This is a genomic window from Aurantimonas marina, assembly GCF_017183135.1.
GTDB lineage: Bacteria > Pseudomonadota > Alphaproteobacteria > Rhizobiales > Rhizobiaceae > Aurantimonas > Aurantimonas marina.
Genome location: NZ_JADDXW010000027.1, coordinates 1 through 19,197, shown reverse-complemented (window position 1 = coordinate 19,197; position 19,197 = coordinate 1). Strand labels below are relative to the sequence as shown.

At 62.8% G+C, this 19,197-nt stretch carries 14 protein-coding genes and 4 pseudogenes; 11 read left to right on the top strand and 7 right to left on the bottom strand.

Annotated features, from left to right (window positions below; translation table 11 throughout):
- Window positions 1–230 precede the first annotated feature (230 nt).
- Both ING15_RS18545 and ING15_RS18540 read left to right on the top strand, forming a co-directional pair.
- Window positions 231–557: a conjugal transfer protein TraD gene (locus tag ING15_RS18545; protein WP_206456334.1), complete on the top strand. Its 327-nt coding sequence runs from the start codon at window positions 231–233 to the stop codon at window positions 555–557.
- 1 nt (window position 558) lies between these two features.
- Complete coding sequence (locus tag ING15_RS18540; protein ID WP_206456333.1) at window positions 559–804, top strand: conjugal transfer protein TraD; 246 nt, start codon at window positions 559–561, stop codon at window positions 802–804.
- Window positions 805–959: 155 nt separating this feature from the next.
- Here the strand turns inward: ING15_RS18540 and ING15_RS18535 are convergent, their stop codons facing one another.
- Entirely contained in the window at window positions 960–1,718 is a 759-nt protein-coding gene (locus ING15_RS18535) for a hypothetical protein (protein ID WP_206456332.1), read from the bottom strand.
- 181 nt (window positions 1,719–1,899) lie between these two features.
- On the opposite strand from ING15_RS18535, the gene ING15_RS18530 reads away from it, so the two are divergent.
- The 6 genes and pseudogenes from ING15_RS18530 (at window position 1,900) to ING15_RS18510 (ending at window position 6,010) form a co-directional block, all read left to right on the top strand.
- Window positions 1,900–2,079 (top strand): helix-turn-helix transcriptional regulator, encoded by a 180-nt coding sequence (locus ING15_RS18530; RefSeq protein ID WP_206456331.1) that lies wholly within the window; start codon window positions 1,900–1,902, stop codon window positions 2,077–2,079.
- Window positions 2,080–2,178: 99 nt separating this feature from the next.
- Window positions 2,179–2,811 (top strand): annotated as a pseudogene (locus tag ING15_RS18525) (IS256 family transposase); the annotation flags it as partial.
- 274 nt (window positions 2,812–3,085) lie between these two features.
- The gene (locus ING15_RS19645) at window positions 3,086–3,406 is read left to right on the top strand and encodes a hypothetical protein (RefSeq protein WP_232845874.1); all 321 of its coding nucleotides are present in this window, start codon (window positions 3,086–3,088) and stop codon (window positions 3,404–3,406) included.
- 76 nt (window positions 3,407–3,482) lie between these two features.
- Entirely contained in the window at window positions 3,483–3,704 is a 222-nt protein-coding gene (locus ING15_RS19640; RefSeq protein ID WP_232845873.1) for a hypothetical protein, read from the top strand.
- 2 nt (window positions 3,705–3,706) lie between these two features.
- Window positions 3,707–4,792, top strand: coding sequence for a helix-turn-helix domain-containing protein (locus ING15_RS18515; RefSeq protein ID WP_206456330.1), 1,086 nt, complete (start codon window positions 3,707–3,709; stop codon window positions 4,790–4,792).
- A gap of 102 nt (window positions 4,793–4,894) precedes the next feature.
- Window positions 4,895–6,010: a PIN domain-containing protein gene (locus ING15_RS18510; RefSeq protein ID WP_206456329.1), complete on the top strand. Its 1,116-nt coding sequence runs from the start codon at window positions 4,895–4,897 to the stop codon at window positions 6,008–6,010.
- A gap of 537 nt (window positions 6,011–6,547) precedes the next feature.
- On the opposite strand, the pseudogene ING15_RS18505 reads toward ING15_RS18510, so the two are convergent.
- Window positions 6,548–7,483 (bottom strand): annotated as a pseudogene (locus tag ING15_RS18505) (IS91 family transposase); the annotation flags it as partial.
- Between the two features lie 88 nt (window positions 7,484–7,571).
- Between ING15_RS18505 and ING15_RS18500 the strand changes: the two are divergent.
- Window positions 7,572–9,129, top strand: a pseudogene (locus ING15_RS18500) (ISL3 family transposase).
- 44 nt (window positions 9,130–9,173) lie between these two features.
- Here the strand turns inward: ING15_RS18500 and ING15_RS18495 are convergent.
- From ING15_RS18495 to ING15_RS18475, 5 genes and pseudogenes are all read right to left on the bottom strand, one after another.
- Window positions 9,174–9,545: pseudogene (locus ING15_RS18495) on the bottom strand (helix-turn-helix domain-containing protein); the annotation flags it as partial.
- Between the two features lie 258 nt (window positions 9,546–9,803).
- Complete coding sequence (gene arcC, locus ING15_RS18490) at window positions 9,804–10,733, bottom strand: carbamate kinase (protein WP_206456328.1); 930 nt, start codon at window positions 10,731–10,733, stop codon at window positions 9,804–9,806.
- Window position 10,734: 1 nt separating this feature from the next.
- Window positions 10,735–11,736 (bottom strand): ornithine carbamoyltransferase, encoded by a 1,002-nt coding sequence (gene argF, locus ING15_RS18485; protein ID WP_206456327.1) that lies wholly within the window; start codon window positions 11,734–11,736, stop codon window positions 10,735–10,737.
- Between the two features lie 21 nt (window positions 11,737–11,757).
- Window positions 11,758–12,987: an arginine deiminase gene (locus ING15_RS18480; protein ID WP_206456326.1), complete on the bottom strand. Its 1,230-nt coding sequence runs from the start codon at window positions 12,985–12,987 to the stop codon at window positions 11,758–11,760.
- A 28-nt stretch (window positions 12,988–13,015) separates the two neighbouring features.
- Window positions 13,016–14,464 carry a YfcC family protein gene (locus ING15_RS18475; RefSeq protein ID WP_206456325.1) on the bottom strand — a complete coding sequence of 483 codons (1,449 nt, stop codon included), beginning with the start codon at window positions 14,462–14,464 and terminating at the stop codon, window positions 13,016–13,018.
- Window positions 14,465–14,799: 335 nt separating this feature from the next.
- Here ING15_RS18475 and ING15_RS19800 point away from each other — a divergent pair, with 335 nt between their 5' ends.
- On the top strand, window positions 14,800–17,556 hold the full coding sequence (locus ING15_RS19800) for a cation-transporting P-type ATPase (protein ID WP_206456324.1): 2,757 nt from the start codon (window positions 14,800–14,802) through the stop codon (window positions 17,554–17,556).
- A 98-nt stretch (window positions 17,557–17,654) separates the two neighbouring features.
- The gene (locus tag ING15_RS18465; protein WP_206456323.1) at window positions 17,655–18,731 is read left to right on the top strand and encodes an NAD(P)-dependent alcohol dehydrogenase; all 1,077 of its coding nucleotides are present in this window, start codon (window positions 17,655–17,657) and stop codon (window positions 18,729–18,731) included.
- The last annotated feature ends 466 nt before the right edge of the window (window positions 18,732–19,197 follow it).

Genomic DNA, 19,197 nt, shown 5'->3' with positions numbered 1-19,197 from the left:
ACCGCGCTGCTCCCGGCCTTGCGGCCAATGACCTTGACGTGAAGATGATAGATCGCCATCGCGATCAAGCATTGGCACGGTCAAGCGCACGTCGGAACGACGTATAAGCGCGCCCTCCCTCGAAAAAATCTCGGGTTGGACCGGCGCGTGCCAGACCGTCGCGACAACCTTACAGCATTGCGGCAGGCGCTCAACTAACATCGCTGCATCGACAGCTTATGGAGGATGCCATGCGCAAGCCACGGGACTATGACGCGGAACTGAAAGCTCTCGAAGACAAGGCGCGGGAACTGAAAACCCGCAAGGTGCAACAACTCGGCGAATTGGTGCTCGCCACCGGCGCCGATGCGTTCAGTCCCGAGGAACTGGCGGGCGCGCTGATCGTGCTGGCCGAAACCACCGATGCCGGAAGGAGGGAGTCCTGGGCCAGGCGCGGGGCCGCGTTCTTTCGCAGCAAATCGCGGCGATCTGCGAAAGCATCTGACCGCGACATTGGCGGCGCTCCGGCGCAATCGGGCAGCGCGCAACCGGCATCAGGCGGCGCGGGCGCGGCATGACATGCGCACCTGGCAGGTCGAACGCCGCAAACGCACGCGGCATCTGATTGAACTCGGCGGCCTCGTCGTCAAGTCCGGCATTGTGGACCTGACCGGCGATGATCGCGCCATGATCTACGGCGCGATGATCCGGGTCGCCGACAAGCTCAAGAGCGACGATGGACGACGAGCGCGAACGCTCTGGGCCGAAAAGGGAAAACAGGCGTTCGCGGCGGAGCAGAAACCCGCATACGACAGATCGGGTTAGAAGGTTCAATACGGCTCAGGATCGACCGTGAGGGGTGGCGATCGCGCAAAGGCCTATCTATCGAAGCGCTGACCGCCAACGCCTGCGTCGCGGTGCGAGCTCGTCTGATTGCTGGCCGTGGCGGCGCGATATGGTCAAACGCTTGGACTTATTCTCTATGTCATCCGGCTGTGGCGCTGGGAGATCGTGACAGAGGCGCTGACCCGATCCCGGCTTCGGCGCGGATAGGGCTTTGTGTGGTCACTGCCCGGCATGAACGAACCCGGCTGAAGAGCTTTAGCGATGCGGACCAGATCGGTGATAATGGCGCGAAGCTCAGGCCAGGGAAACTCGTCGCACTCTTCGGAGCTTTCGCCCTCGCGCATCACCGCATCAAGCTTGCCGGCGATACCGGCCAGTGTCGTGGCGGGAGTCGACATGAGGGCTTTCGACATATCCTGTTTATGTAGGACGGCAACACGTTCCGCCCGCAAAGCAGCGGAATAGCCGATGCGCCTGTCTTCGGTATTCCAACGCGCCTGATGGGCGACCAGATCGGCCTCGGCGTTTCTGCGCAGTTCGGCATAGGCGGGATTATCCCCGAACACTTCGTCAATGGCGTCTGGACTGCAAACAATGACTGCCCCTTCCGCGCCAGGCCGATAGACTTCGACTTTCGGAAAGCCGATCGTTTTAACAAGGCTGGTTTCCAGGCGCTGCTGCTTCCTGCACAAAGCGATGGTGGCGAGATAGGCTCTCTGCCAGTCGTTCCAGAGTGCCAGCGCCGGATCAAAGGATGGATTGCCAGCCAAGGTGTCAGCAGTGGCGAAAGAATGGTTGTGGAATGGCAATGCCATCGCGGCGATCGTCGTGGCGGTCAGCAGTTTCCTGCGGGTGACGGAAGGCATAGTTCTGGTATTGTCGGAATCAGCCATGATCCGAGCTCCCTAATAGCTTGGGAAGTGGTTAGACCGGATGGGGTGTTGGCCCACCCTGCCCGGTCGTCTTCTATTTAACAGGTTTGAAGTATGCACTACATATTAATAGACGTCAATCAATATGTATAGCCCAAACGAACGACCGTTATCGCGAGAACAATGTCGCGGCGCGCGGGCCATGCTGGGCTGGAGTCAGGGCGATCTTGCAGAGGCAGCGAATGTTTCCCGTCAGACAATCGCAGACTTTGAGCGTGGCTCCCGCAAACCGATTGCGAACAATATCGCAGGCATAATCGGTGCGTTCGAGGCGGTCGGAATTGAATTTCTTCCGGACAACGGCATTAAGCTGAAACGGTAATGAGGGTCGTGTCCCACGAGGTGGTGTAGCTGAGCGGTCATCGAGGGTTCCGCGGTAGGGTCGAGTTGCTGACAACAACCGAACCGATGGATGACCCCGATGACCAAACCCATGATGGACCTGCGCGAGCTGGTCGAGAAGAGCGCTGACGCCGACATTCTTCGCGAGATGATTGGCTTTGCCGCCGAACGGCTGATGGAACTGGAGGTCGGCGTTGCGACCGGCGCCAGTTATGGCGAGAAGAACGTCGAGCGCCTGGCCCAGCGCAACGGCTACCGCGACCGCGACTGGCAGACCCGCGCCGGCAGCGTCGAACTGCGCATCCCGAAGCTGCGAACCGGTTCCTATTTCCCGTCTTTCCTTGAGCCCCGACGGGCCGTCGAGAAGGCGCTCGTGGCCGTCATTCAAGAGGCCTACGTGCATGGTGTATCGACGCGCTCCATGGACGATCTTGTCCAAGCCATGGGCGGCACCGGCGTCAGTCGCAGCCAGGTGTCGCGGCTTTGCGAGGACATCGACGAGCGGGTCGATGCCTTCCTGACCCGGCCGATCGAGGGTGAATGGGTCTATCTGTGGATCGACGCCACCTACCTGAAAGTGCGCCAGGCCGGCCGCATCGTCTCGGTCGCGGTCACCATCGCCGTCGGGGTCAATCGCGACGGCCGCCGCGAAGTGCTCGGCATGGCCATCGGCCCTTCCGAAGCCGAGCCGTTCTGGACGGACTTCCTTCGCGCCCATCTCGGCCGTCCGACATGGTCTCGAACTTTCTCAGAAGAGGACGTACGTTACCCATTTGGATTGGCTGCGGCGGATCGCTGAGCGTTGTTTCAAAACGAATGAGGATGGAGGCGGATCCGCCAAGGTCGTAAGACCCATCAAGGGATGGCCGAAAACGGTCCAATGGCATCCTCGGACCACAAGGCGCCCGCGCTGAATAGGATCTGAATAAATTTCCTTGCTTTTGCAGATATGGCTTCTATGATCCCTTCTGACTTAACGGGGCATCATGATGGATAATTATACCGATAGAGAAGTCCGCGAGGCGCTGGAGCCCTACCACGACAAGATTCGCGGCGCGATCCTGGAGGGCTATGCCGAATACTTGGCCGTGGAACGCTTCCGGGCCAAGAACAATTTCGGCCCTCAACTCTATCCGCGCACCGGCGCGAATGATGTCTTCGACGCCGTTGCCCGGAATGCGCGTGCAGTCTTCGGCGTAGAACCGGGCGTCCGCGTCATTGACGAGACCCAGACCGTGAAGTTCTTTTTTGGCGGTAAGGTCATAGGGCGCTTCAAGAAGGGGCGACGACGGACATCTCGGGCGTAACGTTCCGACTCAGGCGTCTCTCTCTTTCATCGATCCGCAGCAGAACATCCCCGGGCTCCCGTCGGCCGCCGCGAAGGTGGAATTCGTCTACGAGGCGAACGATATCGGTACGGAGATCGAAACGATCCTCGTCGTCTCCCGCGACCGTGACCGCCTGCTCTGGTCCTATCCGATCGAAGGCAGGGCGGATATGAGCGGCGTCTTCGTCCTGCCGAAGTCGCCGGCGCCGGACGAGGACCGTCCGCTGATCCGGCCGAAGCCTCACAAGAAGGACGCCAAGGACGCCAAAGGCGAATAATCATGGCGACATTCGGAGACCTGGTGCGCCTGGCGCGCCACCTGCGGGGGCTGACACAGCAGGCCGCAGCGGAACGTCTGGGCGTCGCCCAGGCGGTCTTCTCGCGCATCGAGAACGACTTCATAGAGCCGGACGAAGAGTTGCAGTCGGGCGTCTCGCGCGCCTTCGATCTGCCGCGCGACTTCTTCTCCATCACCGACACCGTATACGGCCCGCCGGTGAGCGTTCACACCATGCTCCGCGGCAAGAAATCGGAGGTCACGCGGCGCGACGTTGACATGATCACCGCCGAACTGAACATCCGGCTCTTCCATCTGCGGACATTCCTGCAGAACGTCAACTACGAGCCCGACAACGAACTGCCGATGCTCGACGTCGAGCATTACGGTTCCGTCGAGCGGATCGCCACGATAGTCAGGACTTTCTGGAAGGTTCAGGAGGGCCCGATCAGGAACCTGACGCGTCTGATGGAGCGCGCCGGCGTCGTCGTCGGCGAGTCCGACTTCCAGGGCGCCTCGGTGAGCGGGGTCACCTTCGCCGCGCCCGGCCGGCCGCCGATCGTGCTCCTCAACCGCGACCACCCGGCCGATCGGCTACGCTTTACGCTGGCGCATGAACTCGGTCATCTCGTCATGCATCGCTTTCCGACGCCGGAGATGGAGGACGAGGCCAACCGCTTCGCGTCCGCGTTCCTACTTCCTCCGGACGAGATGCGGGAGGTGTTCCGCGGCCGAAGGATCACGCTCGAACTTCTCGCCGCTCTGAAGAAGGAATGGCGCGTCTCGATGCAGTCCATTCTCATGTGCGCGCAGTCGGTCGGCGCCGTCACCCCGAACCAGTCTCGGTATCTCTGGCAGCAGATTTCCGCAAGAGGATGGAGGACGCGCGAGCCGGTGAGCCTTGATTTCGAAGCCGACCGACCAACGGTATTCCCGACGATCCTGCGCTCCCACGTCGAGGATCTCGGATTCCGGCCGGCGGAACTCGTCTGCATGTCCCGGATCGGCGATGCGAATTTCGTGCGCTTCTACGGGAGCTTCGAGGACCAGAAGCAGCCGACCCGTCCGCGTCTGCGGATCGTCAACTGATCGATCCTTTTTGGCAGATACGGTAGCGATCGGCAGTCGCCTTACAGCGGAGCGAACCGACACCCTCGTGCCGATTTCTCGATAGGACATGGGATCTCGTCCATGTGGGATAGACCACCCGAAGACACCTCGTCACGCCGAGGCTACGTCTCTCGCGACGTGTTCGTCGACACCAACGTGTTCCGGAGGGCGGGGATGAACCTCGACCAGAAGCTCTTCCGCGCACTGGCCTCGAAGTGCGAGGATTTCGGCTTCCGGATCCACATGAGCGAGATCGTCCTTCGCGAGTGCGACGCGCAGATCCTCGAATACGCGAACGACGTCGCGAAGGCCTTCCGAGCCTACGAGAAGGCGGCGACGAGGTGGAACTTCCAGGCCCGCCGGGCCGAAGAAGTCAGGGTGGGTCGCGCACCGGACGTGAGCTGGAACGCGAGCATGCAGTCAGCGAACTTCCGGCGGCGCCTGACGGACGATTTCGGTATGATCGTGCACGGCTTCGACGAGATTGACGCGGGCGCGATCCTGGAGGGTTATTTCGCCGGCCGCGAGCCGTTCAGGAACGGCAAGACGGAATTCCCCGACGCCATGATCGTCCAGATCGCGGCGAGGCATGGCATGCGCGCCGGGACCCCTTCATACCTGATCAGCGGCGACAAGGCCATCCTGGCCGCATGCGTCGACCAGAATCACGTCGTCGGCGTGCCCAGCCTCGAAGCGTTCCTGGCGCTCGACGAGACGCTGGACGAGGACGTGCGTACACTGGCCGACGACCTGTTCCGGAACGAGGCGAACCCGCTGCACGAGACGATCATGATCGAGATCTCGAACGCCGCCGAGGGCATCGATCTCGTCTACGCCGAGGGCGACGTAGACGATGTGGAGATCAAAAACGTCCATCATTCAGGGCCGCTGAAGCTCCATTCGGTGACGCCGATCTTCCACGATGGGAAACGACTCTCCGCAGTCGCCGAGGTGTCCGAAGATCTTGAACTCGACGTCACAGGAGAACTGCCCGATCCGGGCTACCAGGGCGACTACGAGGAAGGTCCTCCACCGAGCTATCGGGAGCGCGTCCTCATGGAAGAAAGGAATGTGGCCTACCGGGCGTTCGTGACCGTTGATCTGGAGGCCGAAGAAGTCGAGGACTGCCAGATCCTGACAGAAACCCACTATATCCGTTCGTCCTTCATGAAGGCCCTCCGCGATACCTACTGGTGATCGCTTTGCATAGGCTCGGAAACCCGTGCAGTGAGTGGTGCAATCGGCCTGATTCCGGCTATTCGCGGCCGTTCCTGAAACGGATTGGCCCGCTGATTCCGATGCGAAATCTCGCGTATTCGGGCGGTGCAATCACCCTCGGAACGCCGGTGCAAACGCAATACGTTGTTGCATGCAATCGGTGTAATTTCAAAGGCGGCTGTCAGATTCCGGCGCCCGAAAGCTGCCCGTCCGCCTTCGTGAAGAGTTTCGGGCGCCGGCAGGCGTACGAAAGTCCCCGAGGAAGGAACCCGCGGGCCACAACCGAAGGCTATGGGGATTTCGATCTGGGGCTGGTGTCGGCGATGGCGCAATCGCCGCAAGGGAGCGCCGGGATCCATGCGGACAGGCCGCTTCGTTGCGCCTCCGCGTGGCTTTGTCGATCCCGCGCGCGGATTATCGCGGACCTGTCGGCCTGGATGATCGCGATGGACACGTGCAGATCCGTTGCCGACGGCTGAGTGCCTGCGGCTGAAGGCTCGACCCTGCCATGCCGGGTCATGGAGCGTTTTCCCGGTTCGTCGCCGACGTGTCCGGCGGCCCGCGCGGCTGCCTCCATCGTTCGAACGTCTCGATGATGATCATGCGTCCGCCGCAGCAGGGGCACGGCGGGCGGAAGTCCTGCTGCTCGTCCGAAGTGTCGTCATCAGGTGGAGTGGCGACGTTCAGCAGTTCGCGGACGCGTGCGAGGCTTGTCTTCCGGGTGGAACTGGCGAGTAGGCCGTAGTGCCGGATGCGATGGAAGTCGCGCGGCAGGACATGGAGCAGGAAGCGGCGGATAAACTCCTCGGCCGCGAGCACCATCACCTGCTGGCGGTCCACGCCGTCGCGGCGATAGTCCTTGTAGCGGAAGGTGACGCCGCTCTCATCGAAGGCGACCAGGCGGCTGTTCGAGATCGCGATCCGATGCGTGTAGCGCGATAGGTAGGCGAGCACTGCCTCTGGCCCGGCGAAGGGCGCCTTCGCGTAGACCACCCACCGCTTCTTCCAGACGGGAGTAAGGTGGCGCAGGAATGCTCGGCGGTCGGCGAGATGAGCAAGGGTGCCGAAGAATGCAAGCCGGCCGGCCTCGTGCATCGCGATCAGCCGGGTGAGGAACAAGCGGCGGAACAGCTTGCCGATCACGCGCACCGGAAGCAGGAATGCCGGGCGCGCCGATATCCAGTGACTTCCGTCGAGCGCAATGCCGCCGCCCGGCACGATCATGTGCACATGCGGATGATGCATCATCGCCGAGCCCCAGGTGTGGAGGACGGCGGTGATGCCGATGCGCGCCCCCAGGTGTCTTGGGTCGGCGGCGATGGTCAGCATCGTCTCCGACGCTGCCTTGAACAGCAGGTCGTAGACGAGCGCCTTGTTTTGGAAGGCGATGTCGGCGATCTCGGCCGGCAGCGTGAACACGACGTGGAAGTAGCCGACCGGCAAAAGGTCGGCTGTAAAATCGCTTGCAAGAATGGGACTGACTCAATCCCGATGCAGTTGAGGGGCCGTATGGCGATTTTCCGAAGAGGAGAACGGCCACATGCCCAGTGCTATTTCGCTTTCGTCGTTGATTCCGGCCGGGCTTTCGGTCGAACGTTTCGAGGTCGTCGACAGAGTGCTTTTCGTCACCGCTTCGGCTCGAACGCCAGAAGCCGCATGCCCGTCCTGCGGAAGACCCTCGCGCCGGCGGCACAGCCGATACGTCCGCAAGGTTTCGGATCTTCCCTCGGCTGGGCGATCCGTGCGCCTGCTGCTGATCACGCGCCGCTTTCGCTGCGACATAACAAGTTGTCGCCGCAAGATCTTCGCCGAACGCTCCGGCGACGAGGTCGTCGCGCAGAGGGCGCGTCGCACCGGCCGAATGGAATGCATCGTCCATCACCTGGGCCTGGCTCTCGGCGGACGGCCCGCAGCGTGTTTTGCCCAACGGCTGATGATGCCGGTCAGCAACGACACGCTGCTTCGGGTGGTGCGGCGACGAGCACGATCGCCTCGGGAGACCCTGAATGTCGTCGGCATCGATGACTTCGCTTTCCGCCGAAATCACCGCTACGGGTCGATCGTCTGCGATCTCGAACGGCGACGGATCGTGAAGCTCCTGCCGGATCGGGAGATTGCGACTGTCGCGGGCTGGCTGTCGGATCATCCCGAGATCACCGTCGTCTCCCGCGATCGCGGCGGCGGCTATGGAGAGGCGACGGCACGGGCCCTGCCGAATGCCGTTCAGGTTGCTGATCGCTGGCATTTGATGGAGAACGCCAGCGCCGCTTTCCTCGATGCCGTGAAGAAGTCGATGAAGTCGATCCGTGCCGCCATCGGCGCCGCCATCGTCGATCCGAAACTCCTGACGTCGGCCGAACGCCTGCAATATGAAGGCTATCTCCGGCGCGAGGAGACGAACGCCATCATCACCGGCCTCGCCGCCGATGGCGTTCCGGTCAAGGAGATCGTGCGGCGGACAGGGCGAAGCCGAGGGCTGGTTCGCCAGATCGTCCGCGGCGAACGCACCGACGTCTTTCGCTCCCCGGCAAGGCTCGCTCGATGCGTATCTGCCCTTCCTCGACGCGCAATGGGAGGCCGGCTGCCGCAACGGCGCTGAACTATGGCGCCGTCTTCGGGAACTCGGCTTTTGCGGCTCGACCCGCGTTGTCAGCGAATGGGCGACGCGGCGGCGACGATCGGAGAAGATGACGACCGCCCAACTTCGCAAGGTCCCATCGGCTCGATCGATCGCCCGCCTGATGACGCTGAAGCGCGATCATCTCACGAAGGCGGAAACCGTCATGGTAGCTGCGATCGAGGCCGGCGTTCCGACCTTGGCGGATGCTCGATCCCTGATCGACCGTTTCCAGACGATAATCCGCAGTCGCACCGTCGTGGATCTCGATCCATGGATCGCCGACGCCGGCTCCAGTCTTCTCGTTTCGTTCGTCCGTGGCATCCAGAACGACCTGGCCGCCGTTCGTGCCGCGATAACCGAACCCTGGTCGAACGGTCAGACCGAGGGCCAGGTCAATAAGCTCAAGCTCGTGAAGCGGCAGATGTACGGTCGAGCCAAGATCGACCTGCTCGAAGCCCGGCTGCTCGGCGCCGCATGATCGTCATCGAAAATGCGTCAGATCCACGGTTCGAAGCGATTTGACAGCCGAGGGCCACGGGGCAGCCGGTTGACGCCATTGCGTTTCAGCATCCGAGCAACGGTGGCGTCTGATATCTTGATGTCGTGGTAGTGCGCCAAATACCAGACGATCCGCATCGGGCCGAGATGATATTGGCTTCTGAGATAAAGGACCTTCTCCTCAATCTCGATAGGCGTGCGGTTTGCATGCCACTTCGGGATCGGCGGCTGGTTCACCAGTCCCGCCTCGCCCTGCTTTCGATAGGCTGTCCGCCACCGGTAAAAGCTGCTGCGGCCGACACCAAAATATCGGCAAGTCTTCGAAACGTCCCCGACCATATCGGCATGCCGGAGAACTCGCAGTTTGCGGGCGATCTTGCGTCCATCCTTGCTCACGGATATCTCCTTCTTCCCAGAAATGGGAGCTTAAGGGAGATGTCCCGTGAGTACCGACAATCCTACACGCCAGACATACAAGATTGCCCCATCTATGCTGTCGAATTCGAGCGTAAAGAGTTTACCGATGGTTCCACCTTGCGCCATTCTTTGCGTGAATGAATTGACCTGACAAATCGAGATGCTATCGCGTATACTGAAAAGCCTCTGGTGCGGGGCGAAATTGTCCTGTGATCAAGCATCCCTGGCGTCCGACTTTCATGACCGGTCCCCGCCATCTTGTCCGGTGATCACCGTGCCCGATGCGCGTTCCAGGATTTTTGCCGCATCCGCAAGCCGGCCGATTCCGGCCATCGCGCCGCCGACACGGATGAACCGACTGGCGGCCTCCACTTTGGGACCCATCGAGCCGACGGGAAGGTCAAGCTGCTCGATTTCGTCGGGCGATGCCGTGCGGACAGGCGCGGCATGCGGCGTGCCCCAGCCGCGATAGACGGCATCGACGTCGGTCAAAAGCAACAGCGCGTCGGCACCCAGGCGCTCGGCAAGGAGGGCGCTCGCGCGGTCTTTGTCGATTACCGCCTCGACACCCACCAAAGAACCGTCTTCGCGCCGGACCACTGGAATGCCGCCGCCGCCGGTGCAGATCACGATCACCTCGCGTTCGATCAAGAACTTGATGACGCGCAGGTCCGGTATCTCCAGGGGCACCGGCGAAGCCACGACGCGCCGCCAGTGCTTTCCGTCGGGCGCGATCCGCCAGCCGCGTATGTCGGCTATTCGTAGGGCTTCCTTTTCCTCGTAGACGGGGCCAACAGGCTTGGTGGGTGTTGCGAATGCGGGATCGCGCGGATCGACCACGATCTGCGTCAACAGCGTCACGACGGGCACCGCGTGATCGAGCGCGTTCTCCAGCTCCTGCTCGATCAGATAGCCGATCATGCCCCCCGTCTCGGCGCCCAGCACGTCTAGCGGGTAGGCTTCGTCCGGCTTGTAGGCCGCGCTCTGAAGCGCGAGGAGGCCAACCTGCGGCCCGTTGCCATGGGTGACAACGAGACGATGGCCCGCGCGAGCGATCTCAGCCAGCGAGGCGGCGGCGTGCTTGACGTTCTCCCGCTGCGCTTCGGCGGTCATCGGCTCCCCGCGCCGCAGAAGCGCGTTGCCGCCCAAGGCCGCGACAACCAGCACCTCAGTCACCGATCGTGGCGACGAGCACTGCCTTGATGGTGTGCATGCGGTTCTCAGCTTGGTCGAAGACGATCGAGGCCGGGCTCTCGAACACCGCGTCGGTGACCTCCATCGCATCGATGCCGAACTTTTCCGCGATGTCCGCCCCGACCCTGGTCGCGGTGTCGTGGAAGGCAGGCAGGCAATGCATGAATTTTGCGCGAGGATTTCGGGTTTTGGCCATCAGATCGGCGTTGATCTGATAGGGCATCAAAAGCGCGATGCGTTCCGCCCATTTTTCCGCCGGCTCTCCCATCGAGACCCACACATCGGTGTAGACGAAATCGACCCCGTCGGCGGCCCGGTCGATGTCGTCGGTGACCATCACACGTGCACCGGTCTCTGCTGCGATCGCTTCGGCTTCGTCGCGGATCGCCTCCGCCGGCCAACAGGCTTTCGGCGCACATAGCCGTACGTCCATACCCATCTTGGCGCCGCCGATGAGAAGGCTGTCGCCCATGTTGTTGCCCGCATCCCCGACAAAGACATAGGCGATCTCGCGCAACGCCTTGCCGGAGTGTTCCTGCATGGTGAGGAGGTCGGCCAGGATCTGGGTCGGATGGAATTCGTCGGTGAGGCCGTTGTAGACCGGCACGCCGGCATAGGCGGCCAGTTCCTCGACAATCGTCTGCCCGAAGCCGCGATATTCGATCGCGTCATAGACCCGGCCGAGCACCCGCGCGGTATCCTTCACCGTCTCCTTGTGTCCGAGATGGCTGCCCGACGGACCGAGATAGGTGACCGTCGCACCCTGATCGTGCGCCGCGACCTCGAAGCCAACGCGGGTGCGCGTGGAATCCTTCTCGAAGATCAGCGCGATCTCCTTACCTTTCAGCCGCGGCTGCTCGTAGCCGGCGTATTTCGCGGCCTTGAGATCGGCGGCGAGCTTCAAGAGGAAGGCGATTACCTCCGGATCGAAATCGCGCAGGGTCAGAAAGCTGCGGTTTTTCAAATTGAACGACATCAACTCGTCCTTCTCTTCGGTTCAGACTGCGTCGCGGATTGTCGGGCAGCTCATGCAATGTCCGCCACCACGGCCCCGTCCAAGCTCTGCTCCCGGGATGGCCAGCACCTCGATACCGGCGGCTTTCAGGGCGGCATTGGTGTCATCGTTGCGGTCGTAGCCGATGACCACGCCAGGGCGCAGTGCCAATACGTTGTTGCCGTCGTTCCATTGCTCGCGCGCACGCTCTTCTTCGGTGTCACCACCGGTGGGCACGATCTGAAGCTTCCGGTAGCCGAGAACCTCCGCCACGATCTCGAAGATCGGGCGTGGATCGTGTCGGAATGAAAGGGGAGCCTTGCCTTCGCCGGGGCGGATATCATAGCAGACCAGCTCTTCCGCGACCTCCTTGAAGGTCGTCACCACATCGCCGCCGCAGAGCGTCAATATCGTGTCCAAATGCATCGCGGCACGCGATTTCGGGATACGAAATGCCACCACGCGATCGACGACGCCGTCGGCGAACAGTTTTTTGGCGAGCTGACCGATACCCTGCGGCGACGACCGTTCGCCCATACCCACGAGGACGGTGCGGTCGCCGACCGGCATCACGTCACCGCCTTCAAGCGTTGCGAGACCGTGGTCCCGCGTCGGGTCACCCCAGTGAATTGTCACCTTGCCCGAGAATTTCGGATGGAACTTGTAGATCGCGGCGTTGAGCAGAGTTTCGGGCCGGCGTGCCGGCCAATACATCGGGTTGACCGTCACACCATCGTAGATCCAGGCCGAATTGTCCCGGGTGAACAGCGCATTGGGCAGCGGCGGAAGGATGAAGCCGTTATGGCCGAGATAGCTGCCGAAAAGGCCGCTCGGCTTAAACGGAAGATCGGTGACGGAAAGCCCGCCAAGCAGATATTCCGCCAGTTTCGCAGCGGGCAACTCATTCAACCAGGCCCGCAGTTCGGACCTCATGCCGACACCGATCTGATCCGCAGTAATCCGTTGATCGAGCACCCAGGCACGGCCTTCCACGGATTCGAGCGTTTCGGCCAGAAGGACATTGACATCCAGCACTTCGACGCCGTCCTCACGCATCACACCGGAAAAGACATCGTGATCCTTCTGGGCCTGCTTGACCCAGAACACATCGTCGAACAGCAAGGCTTCACGATTGGACGGGGTGAGGCGACGATGCGCCAGACCCGGGCGACAAACGATCACCTGCCGCAGTTTTCCGGTTTCGGAATGGACGCCGAAGCGTTGATCGGACATGGGTTCTACCTTGGCTGGAGATTGGAGGTTACAGCAGCGCCGTGATGGTGAGCGACGCCGCGATGAAGAGGACGAGGACCAACAGCAGCGGCCAGATGAACAAAAGCCAGCGTTCATAGGGGACACGCCCGATGGCCAGGCCCCCGATCACCACCGCGAATGTCGGATTGATCAAATTCACCAGCCCATTGGCCGACTGGTAGGCCGTGACGACCAGTTCGCGCCCGACCCCAGCGAAATCGGCCAGCGGCGCCAGAATCGGCATGGACAAAACCGCCAGCCCCGACGAAGACGGGACCAGGAAGCTCATCGCCGTCTCGATCCCGAACATGGCGTTGATGAAGGCGATCTCCGACAGCCCGCTGACTGCCTGCTCCGACCAATACAGAATCGTGTCGGATATCCGCCCCTGTTCCATGATCACGACGATGCCGCGGGCCAGTCCGATCACCAGCGCGACGCCAAGCAGGTCGCGCGCGCCGTCGACGAAGGCCCCGGTGAACCGCTTCTCGCCCATCCACGCGACGACACCGACGACGAGGGATGCGCCGAGGAATAGCGCCCCCATCCGCGCCATCCACCATCCCTGACTCGAGACACCCCAGATCATGATCGCAAAGGTCGCCGCGAAGACGATGAGCACCAGCTTCTGCCGTGCGCTAAGGCTGGCATCGATTTCTGTCGCGGTGTCCTTGGAGAGAAAGTATCGCTCGTTGCTCTCCTTCATCGAGCTGACGACGGAGCGTGCCGGATCCGCCTTTACGCGCGCCGCGTATCGCATGACGAACGCCACCGAGAGCGCGAAGCCGCCGATCAGGATCACTAGCCGCAAAGCGAGCCCGTCGGTGAAGGGAATGGCGGCGGCATTGGAGGCGATGATCGTCGCAAACGGGTTGATCGTCGAGCCAAGCACGCCGATCCCGGCCCCGATCAGGATGATAGCGACACCGGTCACGCTATCGTAGCCGGCGGCCAGTACCAGCGGAATGAGGATCGGGTAGAAGGCCAGCGTCTCCTCGGCCATGCCATAGGTCGTGCCGCCGGCGGCAAAGAGTACCATCAGGATGGGGATCATCCATTTCTCGTGGCCACGAAGCGCGCGCATGGCCGCGGCGATCCCCGTATCGACAGCGCCCGTCGCGTTGACGACGCCGAGGAAACCGCCGATCACCAATACGAACAGCGCAACGTCGATGGCATTCGCCACATTGCTGTCCGGGTCGTAGAAGCCGGCGATCGGCGACAGCAGAACCTCGATGGGACCCTGGGGATTGGCTTCGACCTGTTGATAGGTTCCGGCGACCGCGATCTCGCGGCCCACCGCCTCGTTCATGGCCCGATCGTATTGTCCGGCAGGAACGAACCAGGTCAACGTTGCCATGACGACGATCAGCCCGAACAGGATCGTGAAAGCGGTCGGGAAGCGCGACGCGAGCGCGGGCTGGTCGCCATTCGTTTTTGTCGAGACATCCGACATCGAACTCTCCTCGTTGCGGTCGCCCGCTCATAAAAAGGCCGCCACGGCTTTGGCCTGTCCTGGAGCCGACATGTGCCTAAAGACGGGTTGAAGTCGGTAGCGTTACAGCGCCGTTTTTATGGTCCGGGTGATCGCGCTTGGTCCGCTCTCGTGCGGCCCGCACGTCGTACACAATCCGAAGAATCGCCGTTGCCTTGCCTTGGATCAAAGCCGATCGATCGTTTGATCCTGTAGGTCGAATCCCGTTGCGTGCGGCACGGGACCGGGAAGTCCGTACCCGGAGACGAATTCTTCGGCGGACCGGCGGACGCATTGAAGATTCGGAGCGACCGAGAATGGAGAATCGTGAGCCCCCTCACCGGCAACAGCGGGATAACGCGGCCAAGCTGAACGGCACAGCGTTGGGCGAAGGGACGATCGTCTGGCATGCGCTCGACCCGGCGGCGGCGCTGGACCAGGCCGCCGCACGATCTGAGGGGCTTTCGGCGGCTGAGGCGGCGGTGCGGCTGGGCCAGTTCGGTCCCAATGCGTTGCCTGAGCCGGCGCGACGCGGGCCTTTCGCCCGCCTGCTCGCGCAGTTCAACAATCTCCTCATCTACGTTCTGATTGCTTCCGGGGTCGTGACGGCGTTGCTCGGCCATTGGACCGACACGCTGGTGATCTTCGCCGTCGTCATCCTCAACGCGGTCATCGGTTTCTGGCAGGAAGGGCGGGCGGAGGATTCACTCGCTGCCGTGCGTTCGATGCTCTCGGCGCAGGCCTCGGTGTTGCGCGACGGAGAGCGCACGGCCCTTTCGGCCGCCGAGTTGGTCCCGGGCGACGTCGTCCTGATCGAAGCGGGTGACCGTGTGCCGGCCGATCTGCGGCTGCTCGAAACGCGGGGACTTCGCGCCCAGGAGGCGGCTCTGACCGGTGAATCGGTGCCGGTTGTTAAGGAGACGGCACCGGTGGCCGATCATGCGGCGCTGGGAGATCGCACGTCGATGGCGTTCTCCGGCACCCTCGTCACTTCAGGTCGTGGCAAAGGGCTCGTGGTCGCTACCGGCGTGCACGCCGAGATCGGGCGAATCGGCACGATGCTGGAGAGCATCGAGGAAATCACCACGCCGCTGCTGAAACAGATCGACCGGTTCGCACGGTGGCTGACCGCGGTGATCCTCGCCGCTAGCGGCGCTGTCTTTGCCTTCGCGGTGCTCGCGCGCGGCTATGCGCCGGAGGATGCCTTCCTGGTCATGGTCGGAATAGCGGTGGCCGCGATTCCGGAGGGGCTGCCGGCGGTCTTGACCATCACTCTCGCGCTCGGCGTGCAGCGTATGGCGCGGCGGCAGGCCATCATCCGCAAGCTGCCGGCCGTCGAGACGCTGGGTGCCGTCTCCGTCATCTGCACCGACAAGACCGGCACCTTGACGCGGAACGAGATGGTCGTGCGGACGGTGGTCATCGAAGCGACCGGCGAAGCGATCGCGGTCACCGGCGATGGCTATGCTCCCGACGGTGAATTGCGCGCCACGGGGGCGCGTTCGACCGTCGATCAGGCCGATACCCTTCGCCATTTCGCGCGCGCTGCCTTGTTATGCAACGATGCCCAGCTGCATCGCGGCGGCGATGGCGCGTGGAGCGTCGCCGGCGACCCGATGGAGGGGGCGCTGCTTGCTCTCGCCCACAAAACCGGCCTCGACCCTATCGTCGCGCGCGCCCGCCATCGCCGGCTCGATGGTATCCCCTTCGACGCCGCGCACCGTTTCATGGCCACGCTCAACCAGGATGGCGAGGGTGGTAACACGATCTACCTGAAAGGTGCGCCGGACCATGTCATCACCCGCTGCGCGGACCAGGTCGCCGTTGACGGGCTCGTGCGTCTGGATGCGGAAGCATGGTTGGAACGGATCGATGCATTGGCCCGGGAAGGCCAGCGCGTGCTTGCCTTTGCCGTGAAATCGGTGGGCGACCGGGCGACGCTAAGCATGAACGACGTGGCGGAGGGCTTCACGCTGCTCGGCATCGCCGGTTTCATCGATCCCCCGCGTGCGGAAGCCATCGAAGCGGTCGCCGATTGCGCCCGCGCCGGCATCGACGTCAAGATGATCACCGGCGATCATGCGGTCACCGCGCTCGCGATCGCCGGTCAACTCGGACTCAAAACGCGTAACGGCGTGCTGACCGGCAACCAGATCGAAGCGATGGACGACGGTGAGCTACGTGGCCGCGTCGCCGATGTGGACGTATTCGCCAGAGCCGCGCCGGAGCACAAGCTGCGGCTCGTCGAAGCGCTGCAGGCCGATGGCAAGGTCGTCGCCATGACCGGCGACGGTGTCAACGACGCCCCTGCCCTCAAACGCGCGGATGTAGGCGTCGCAATGGGCATCAAGGGCACCGAAGCCGCCAAGGAGGCGGCGCGCGTGGTACTGGCCGACGATAATTTCGCCTCGATCGTTGCCGCCGTGCGCGAGGGGCGGACGATCTACGACAACATCCGCAAGGTCATCGCCTGGACGCTGCCGACCAATGGCGGCGAGTCGCTGGTGATCGTCGGGGCGATCCTTCTGGGCTTCGTGCTTCCGGTCTCGCCGGTCCAGATCCTGTGGATCAATATGGTCACGGCCGTCGCGCTCGGCCTGACACTGTCCTTCGAGCCGGCCGAGCCGTCGGTGATGGAGCGACGACCGCGACCCGGCAACGTGTCGCTGCTCGACATGGAAATGGTCTGGCGGATCGTCCTCGTTTCCATCCTGTTCGCGGGCGCCGTCTTTGCTCTCTTCTTCTGGTCGATCGAACGCGGCGACGAGTTGGCCTACGCTCGAACCCTCGTTGTCAACCTGATCGTCGTCATGGAGATCTTCTATCTGTTTTCCGTGCGCTATCTGCACCTGACCTCGCTGACCTTCACCGGTGTCGTCGGCACCCCGGCGGTGTTGCTCGGCGTCGGCCTGACCGTCATCCTGCAACTGGTCTTCACCTACGCACCCTTCATGCGGGCCGTGTTCGAGACGCGCCCGATCGCACTGGTCGATGGAGCGATCGTCATCGGCATCGGCGTCGGTTTGCTGCTTCTTCTGGAAGCGGAGAAAGTGGTGCGGCGTCGCCTCTTGTGACCGCCCGACTGCTGACCACCTCTTGACCTCGATCAACGCGGCAATCCCCGCGGCGTGAGCACCTATCCGACACGGACAAAACGGAAAGGGACAAGGCCATGCCAGAGAAGATGCGAGCGACAATTTTCATCGAGCCGGGCCGGATCGCGCTCGGCGAAAAGCCGATTCCGGATGTCGGCGCGAACGACGCGCTGCTGCGCATCACCACGACGACGATCTGCGGCACCGACGTTCATATCCTCAAGGGCGAATACCCTGTCGAGAAAGGCCTGACCATCGGTCACGAGCCGGTCGGAATCATCGAAAAACTCGGGTCCAACGTCAAGGGCTACCAGGAGGGACAGCGGGTCATCGCCGGCGCCATCTGTCCCAGCGGCTATTCCAACGCCTGCCTGTGCGGCCAGCACTCCCAGGATGGGCAGAGCCATCCCCATGGCTACAAGCCGATGGGCGGCTGGCGCTTCGGCAACACGATCGACGGCACCCAGGCCGAATATGTTCTGGTTCCGGACGCGATGGCCAACCTTGCGCCGGTTCCGGACGGGCTGACCGACGAACAGGTGCTGATGTGTCCGGACATCATGTCCACCGGCTTCGGCGGTGCCGAACGGGGCAACATCCAGATCGGCGACATCGTCGTCGTCTTCGCCCAAGGGCCGATCGGCCTCTGCGCGACGGCGGGCGCCAGAATGCGCGGCGCCGGCCTGATCATTGGGGTCGACACGGTTCCCGAACGCCTCGACATCGCCAAGAAACTCGGCGCCGACGTCGTCATCGACTTCAAGACGGCCGATCCCGTCGACGAGATCATGAAGATCACCGGCGGACGCGGCGTCGACGTTGCGATCGAGGCGCTCGGCACGCAGAAGACCTTCGAAAGCTGTCTGCGGGTGCTCAGACCCGGCGGCACCTTGTCCAGTCTCGGAGTTTATTCCTCCGACCTCACCATCCCGCTGGGGGCGTTCCACGCCGGTCTCGGCGACAATTCCATTGTCACGTCGCTGTGTCCCGGCGGAAAGGATCGCATGCGCCGCCTGATGAACGTGATCGAATCCGACCGCGTAGACCTCGGCGCGTTGGTCACCCACCGTTACGGCCTCGACCAGATCGAGGAGGCTTACGAGCTGTTCGCCAACCAGCGCGACGGCGTGCTCAAGGTTGCGATCACGCCATGAGCTGGCGGCGCGAGACCTTGTCCCGACGGATCCTCCAACGGCCCAACGCTCGGGATCGAAGACGGAAAGCAACCCCATCGAGTTTGCTCCGGCCCCATGCGACCCTATCAGTTATATTGAGCTGGAGCGTTCCTGCCCTGCTGGTGCCGCGGACCTACCGGTTTGCGAGGCAAGCCGATGAGCGCTTTCGCGCCCAAGCGGGGACGATAGTCCCGGTGATCGGCAGGGCGTGTATCGCCGTGAGGTAAGGAAGGCCTGTGAACACTTTGACGCAAAGACCCTGGGCGAACGCCCGGACGGCTTCATGGGCCCAAGGCTGTTGGGCTGCGCCGGCGATGTGCATCGCACGAATTGGCGATGCCATCGTTAGGTCGGCGGTCGGCGCGGCGATGGCGGGGGCGACGGTGTTGGCCGCCACGGGGCCGACGGTCGCGGCCGATTGCAAGGCCTCGCCGCGGCAAGGGAT

Bases quoted from the DNA above. Each gene is read 5' to 3' on its own strand.
- ING15_RS18530 (WP_206456331.1), top strand. From the start codon at position 1,900: ATGCTGGGCTGGAGTCAGGGCGATCTTGCAGAGGCAGCGAATGTTTCC.
- ING15_RS18515 (WP_206456330.1), top strand. From the start codon at position 3,707: ATGGCGACATTCGGAGACCTGGTGCGCCTGGCGCGCCACCTGCGGGGG.
- argF (WP_206456327.1), bottom strand. From the start codon at position 11,736: ATGTCGTTCAATTTGAAAAACCGCAGCTTTCTGACCCTGCGCGATTTC.
- ING15_RS18535 (WP_206456332.1), bottom strand. From the start codon at position 1,718: ATGGCTGATTCCGACAATACCAGAACTATGCCTTCCGTCACCCGCAGG.
- ING15_RS18475 (WP_206456325.1), bottom strand. From the start codon at position 14,464: ATGTCGGATGTCTCGACAAAAACGAATGGCGACCAGCCCGCGCTCGCG.
- ING15_RS19800 (WP_206456324.1), top strand. From the start codon at position 14,800: ATGGAGAATCGTGAGCCCCCTCACCGGCAACAGCGGGATAACGCGGCC.
- ING15_RS18510 (WP_206456329.1), top strand. From the start codon at position 4,895: ATGTGGGATAGACCACCCGAAGACACCTCGTCACGCCGAGGCTACGTC.
- ING15_RS18545 (WP_206456334.1), top strand. From the start codon at position 231: ATGCGCAAGCCACGGGACTATGACGCGGAACTGAAAGCTCTCGAAGAC.
- ING15_RS19645 (WP_232845874.1), top strand. From the start codon at position 3,086: ATGATGGATAATTATACCGATAGAGAAGTCCGCGAGGCGCTGGAGCCC.
- ING15_RS18480 (WP_206456326.1), bottom strand. From the start codon at position 12,987: ATGTCCGATCAACGCTTCGGCGTCCATTCCGAAACCGGAAAACTGCGG.
- ING15_RS18540 (WP_206456333.1), top strand. From the start codon at position 559: ATGCGCACCTGGCAGGTCGAACGCCGCAAACGCACGCGGCATCTGATT.
- ING15_RS18465 (WP_206456323.1), top strand. From the start codon at position 17,655: ATGCCAGAGAAGATGCGAGCGACAATTTTCATCGAGCCGGGCCGGATC.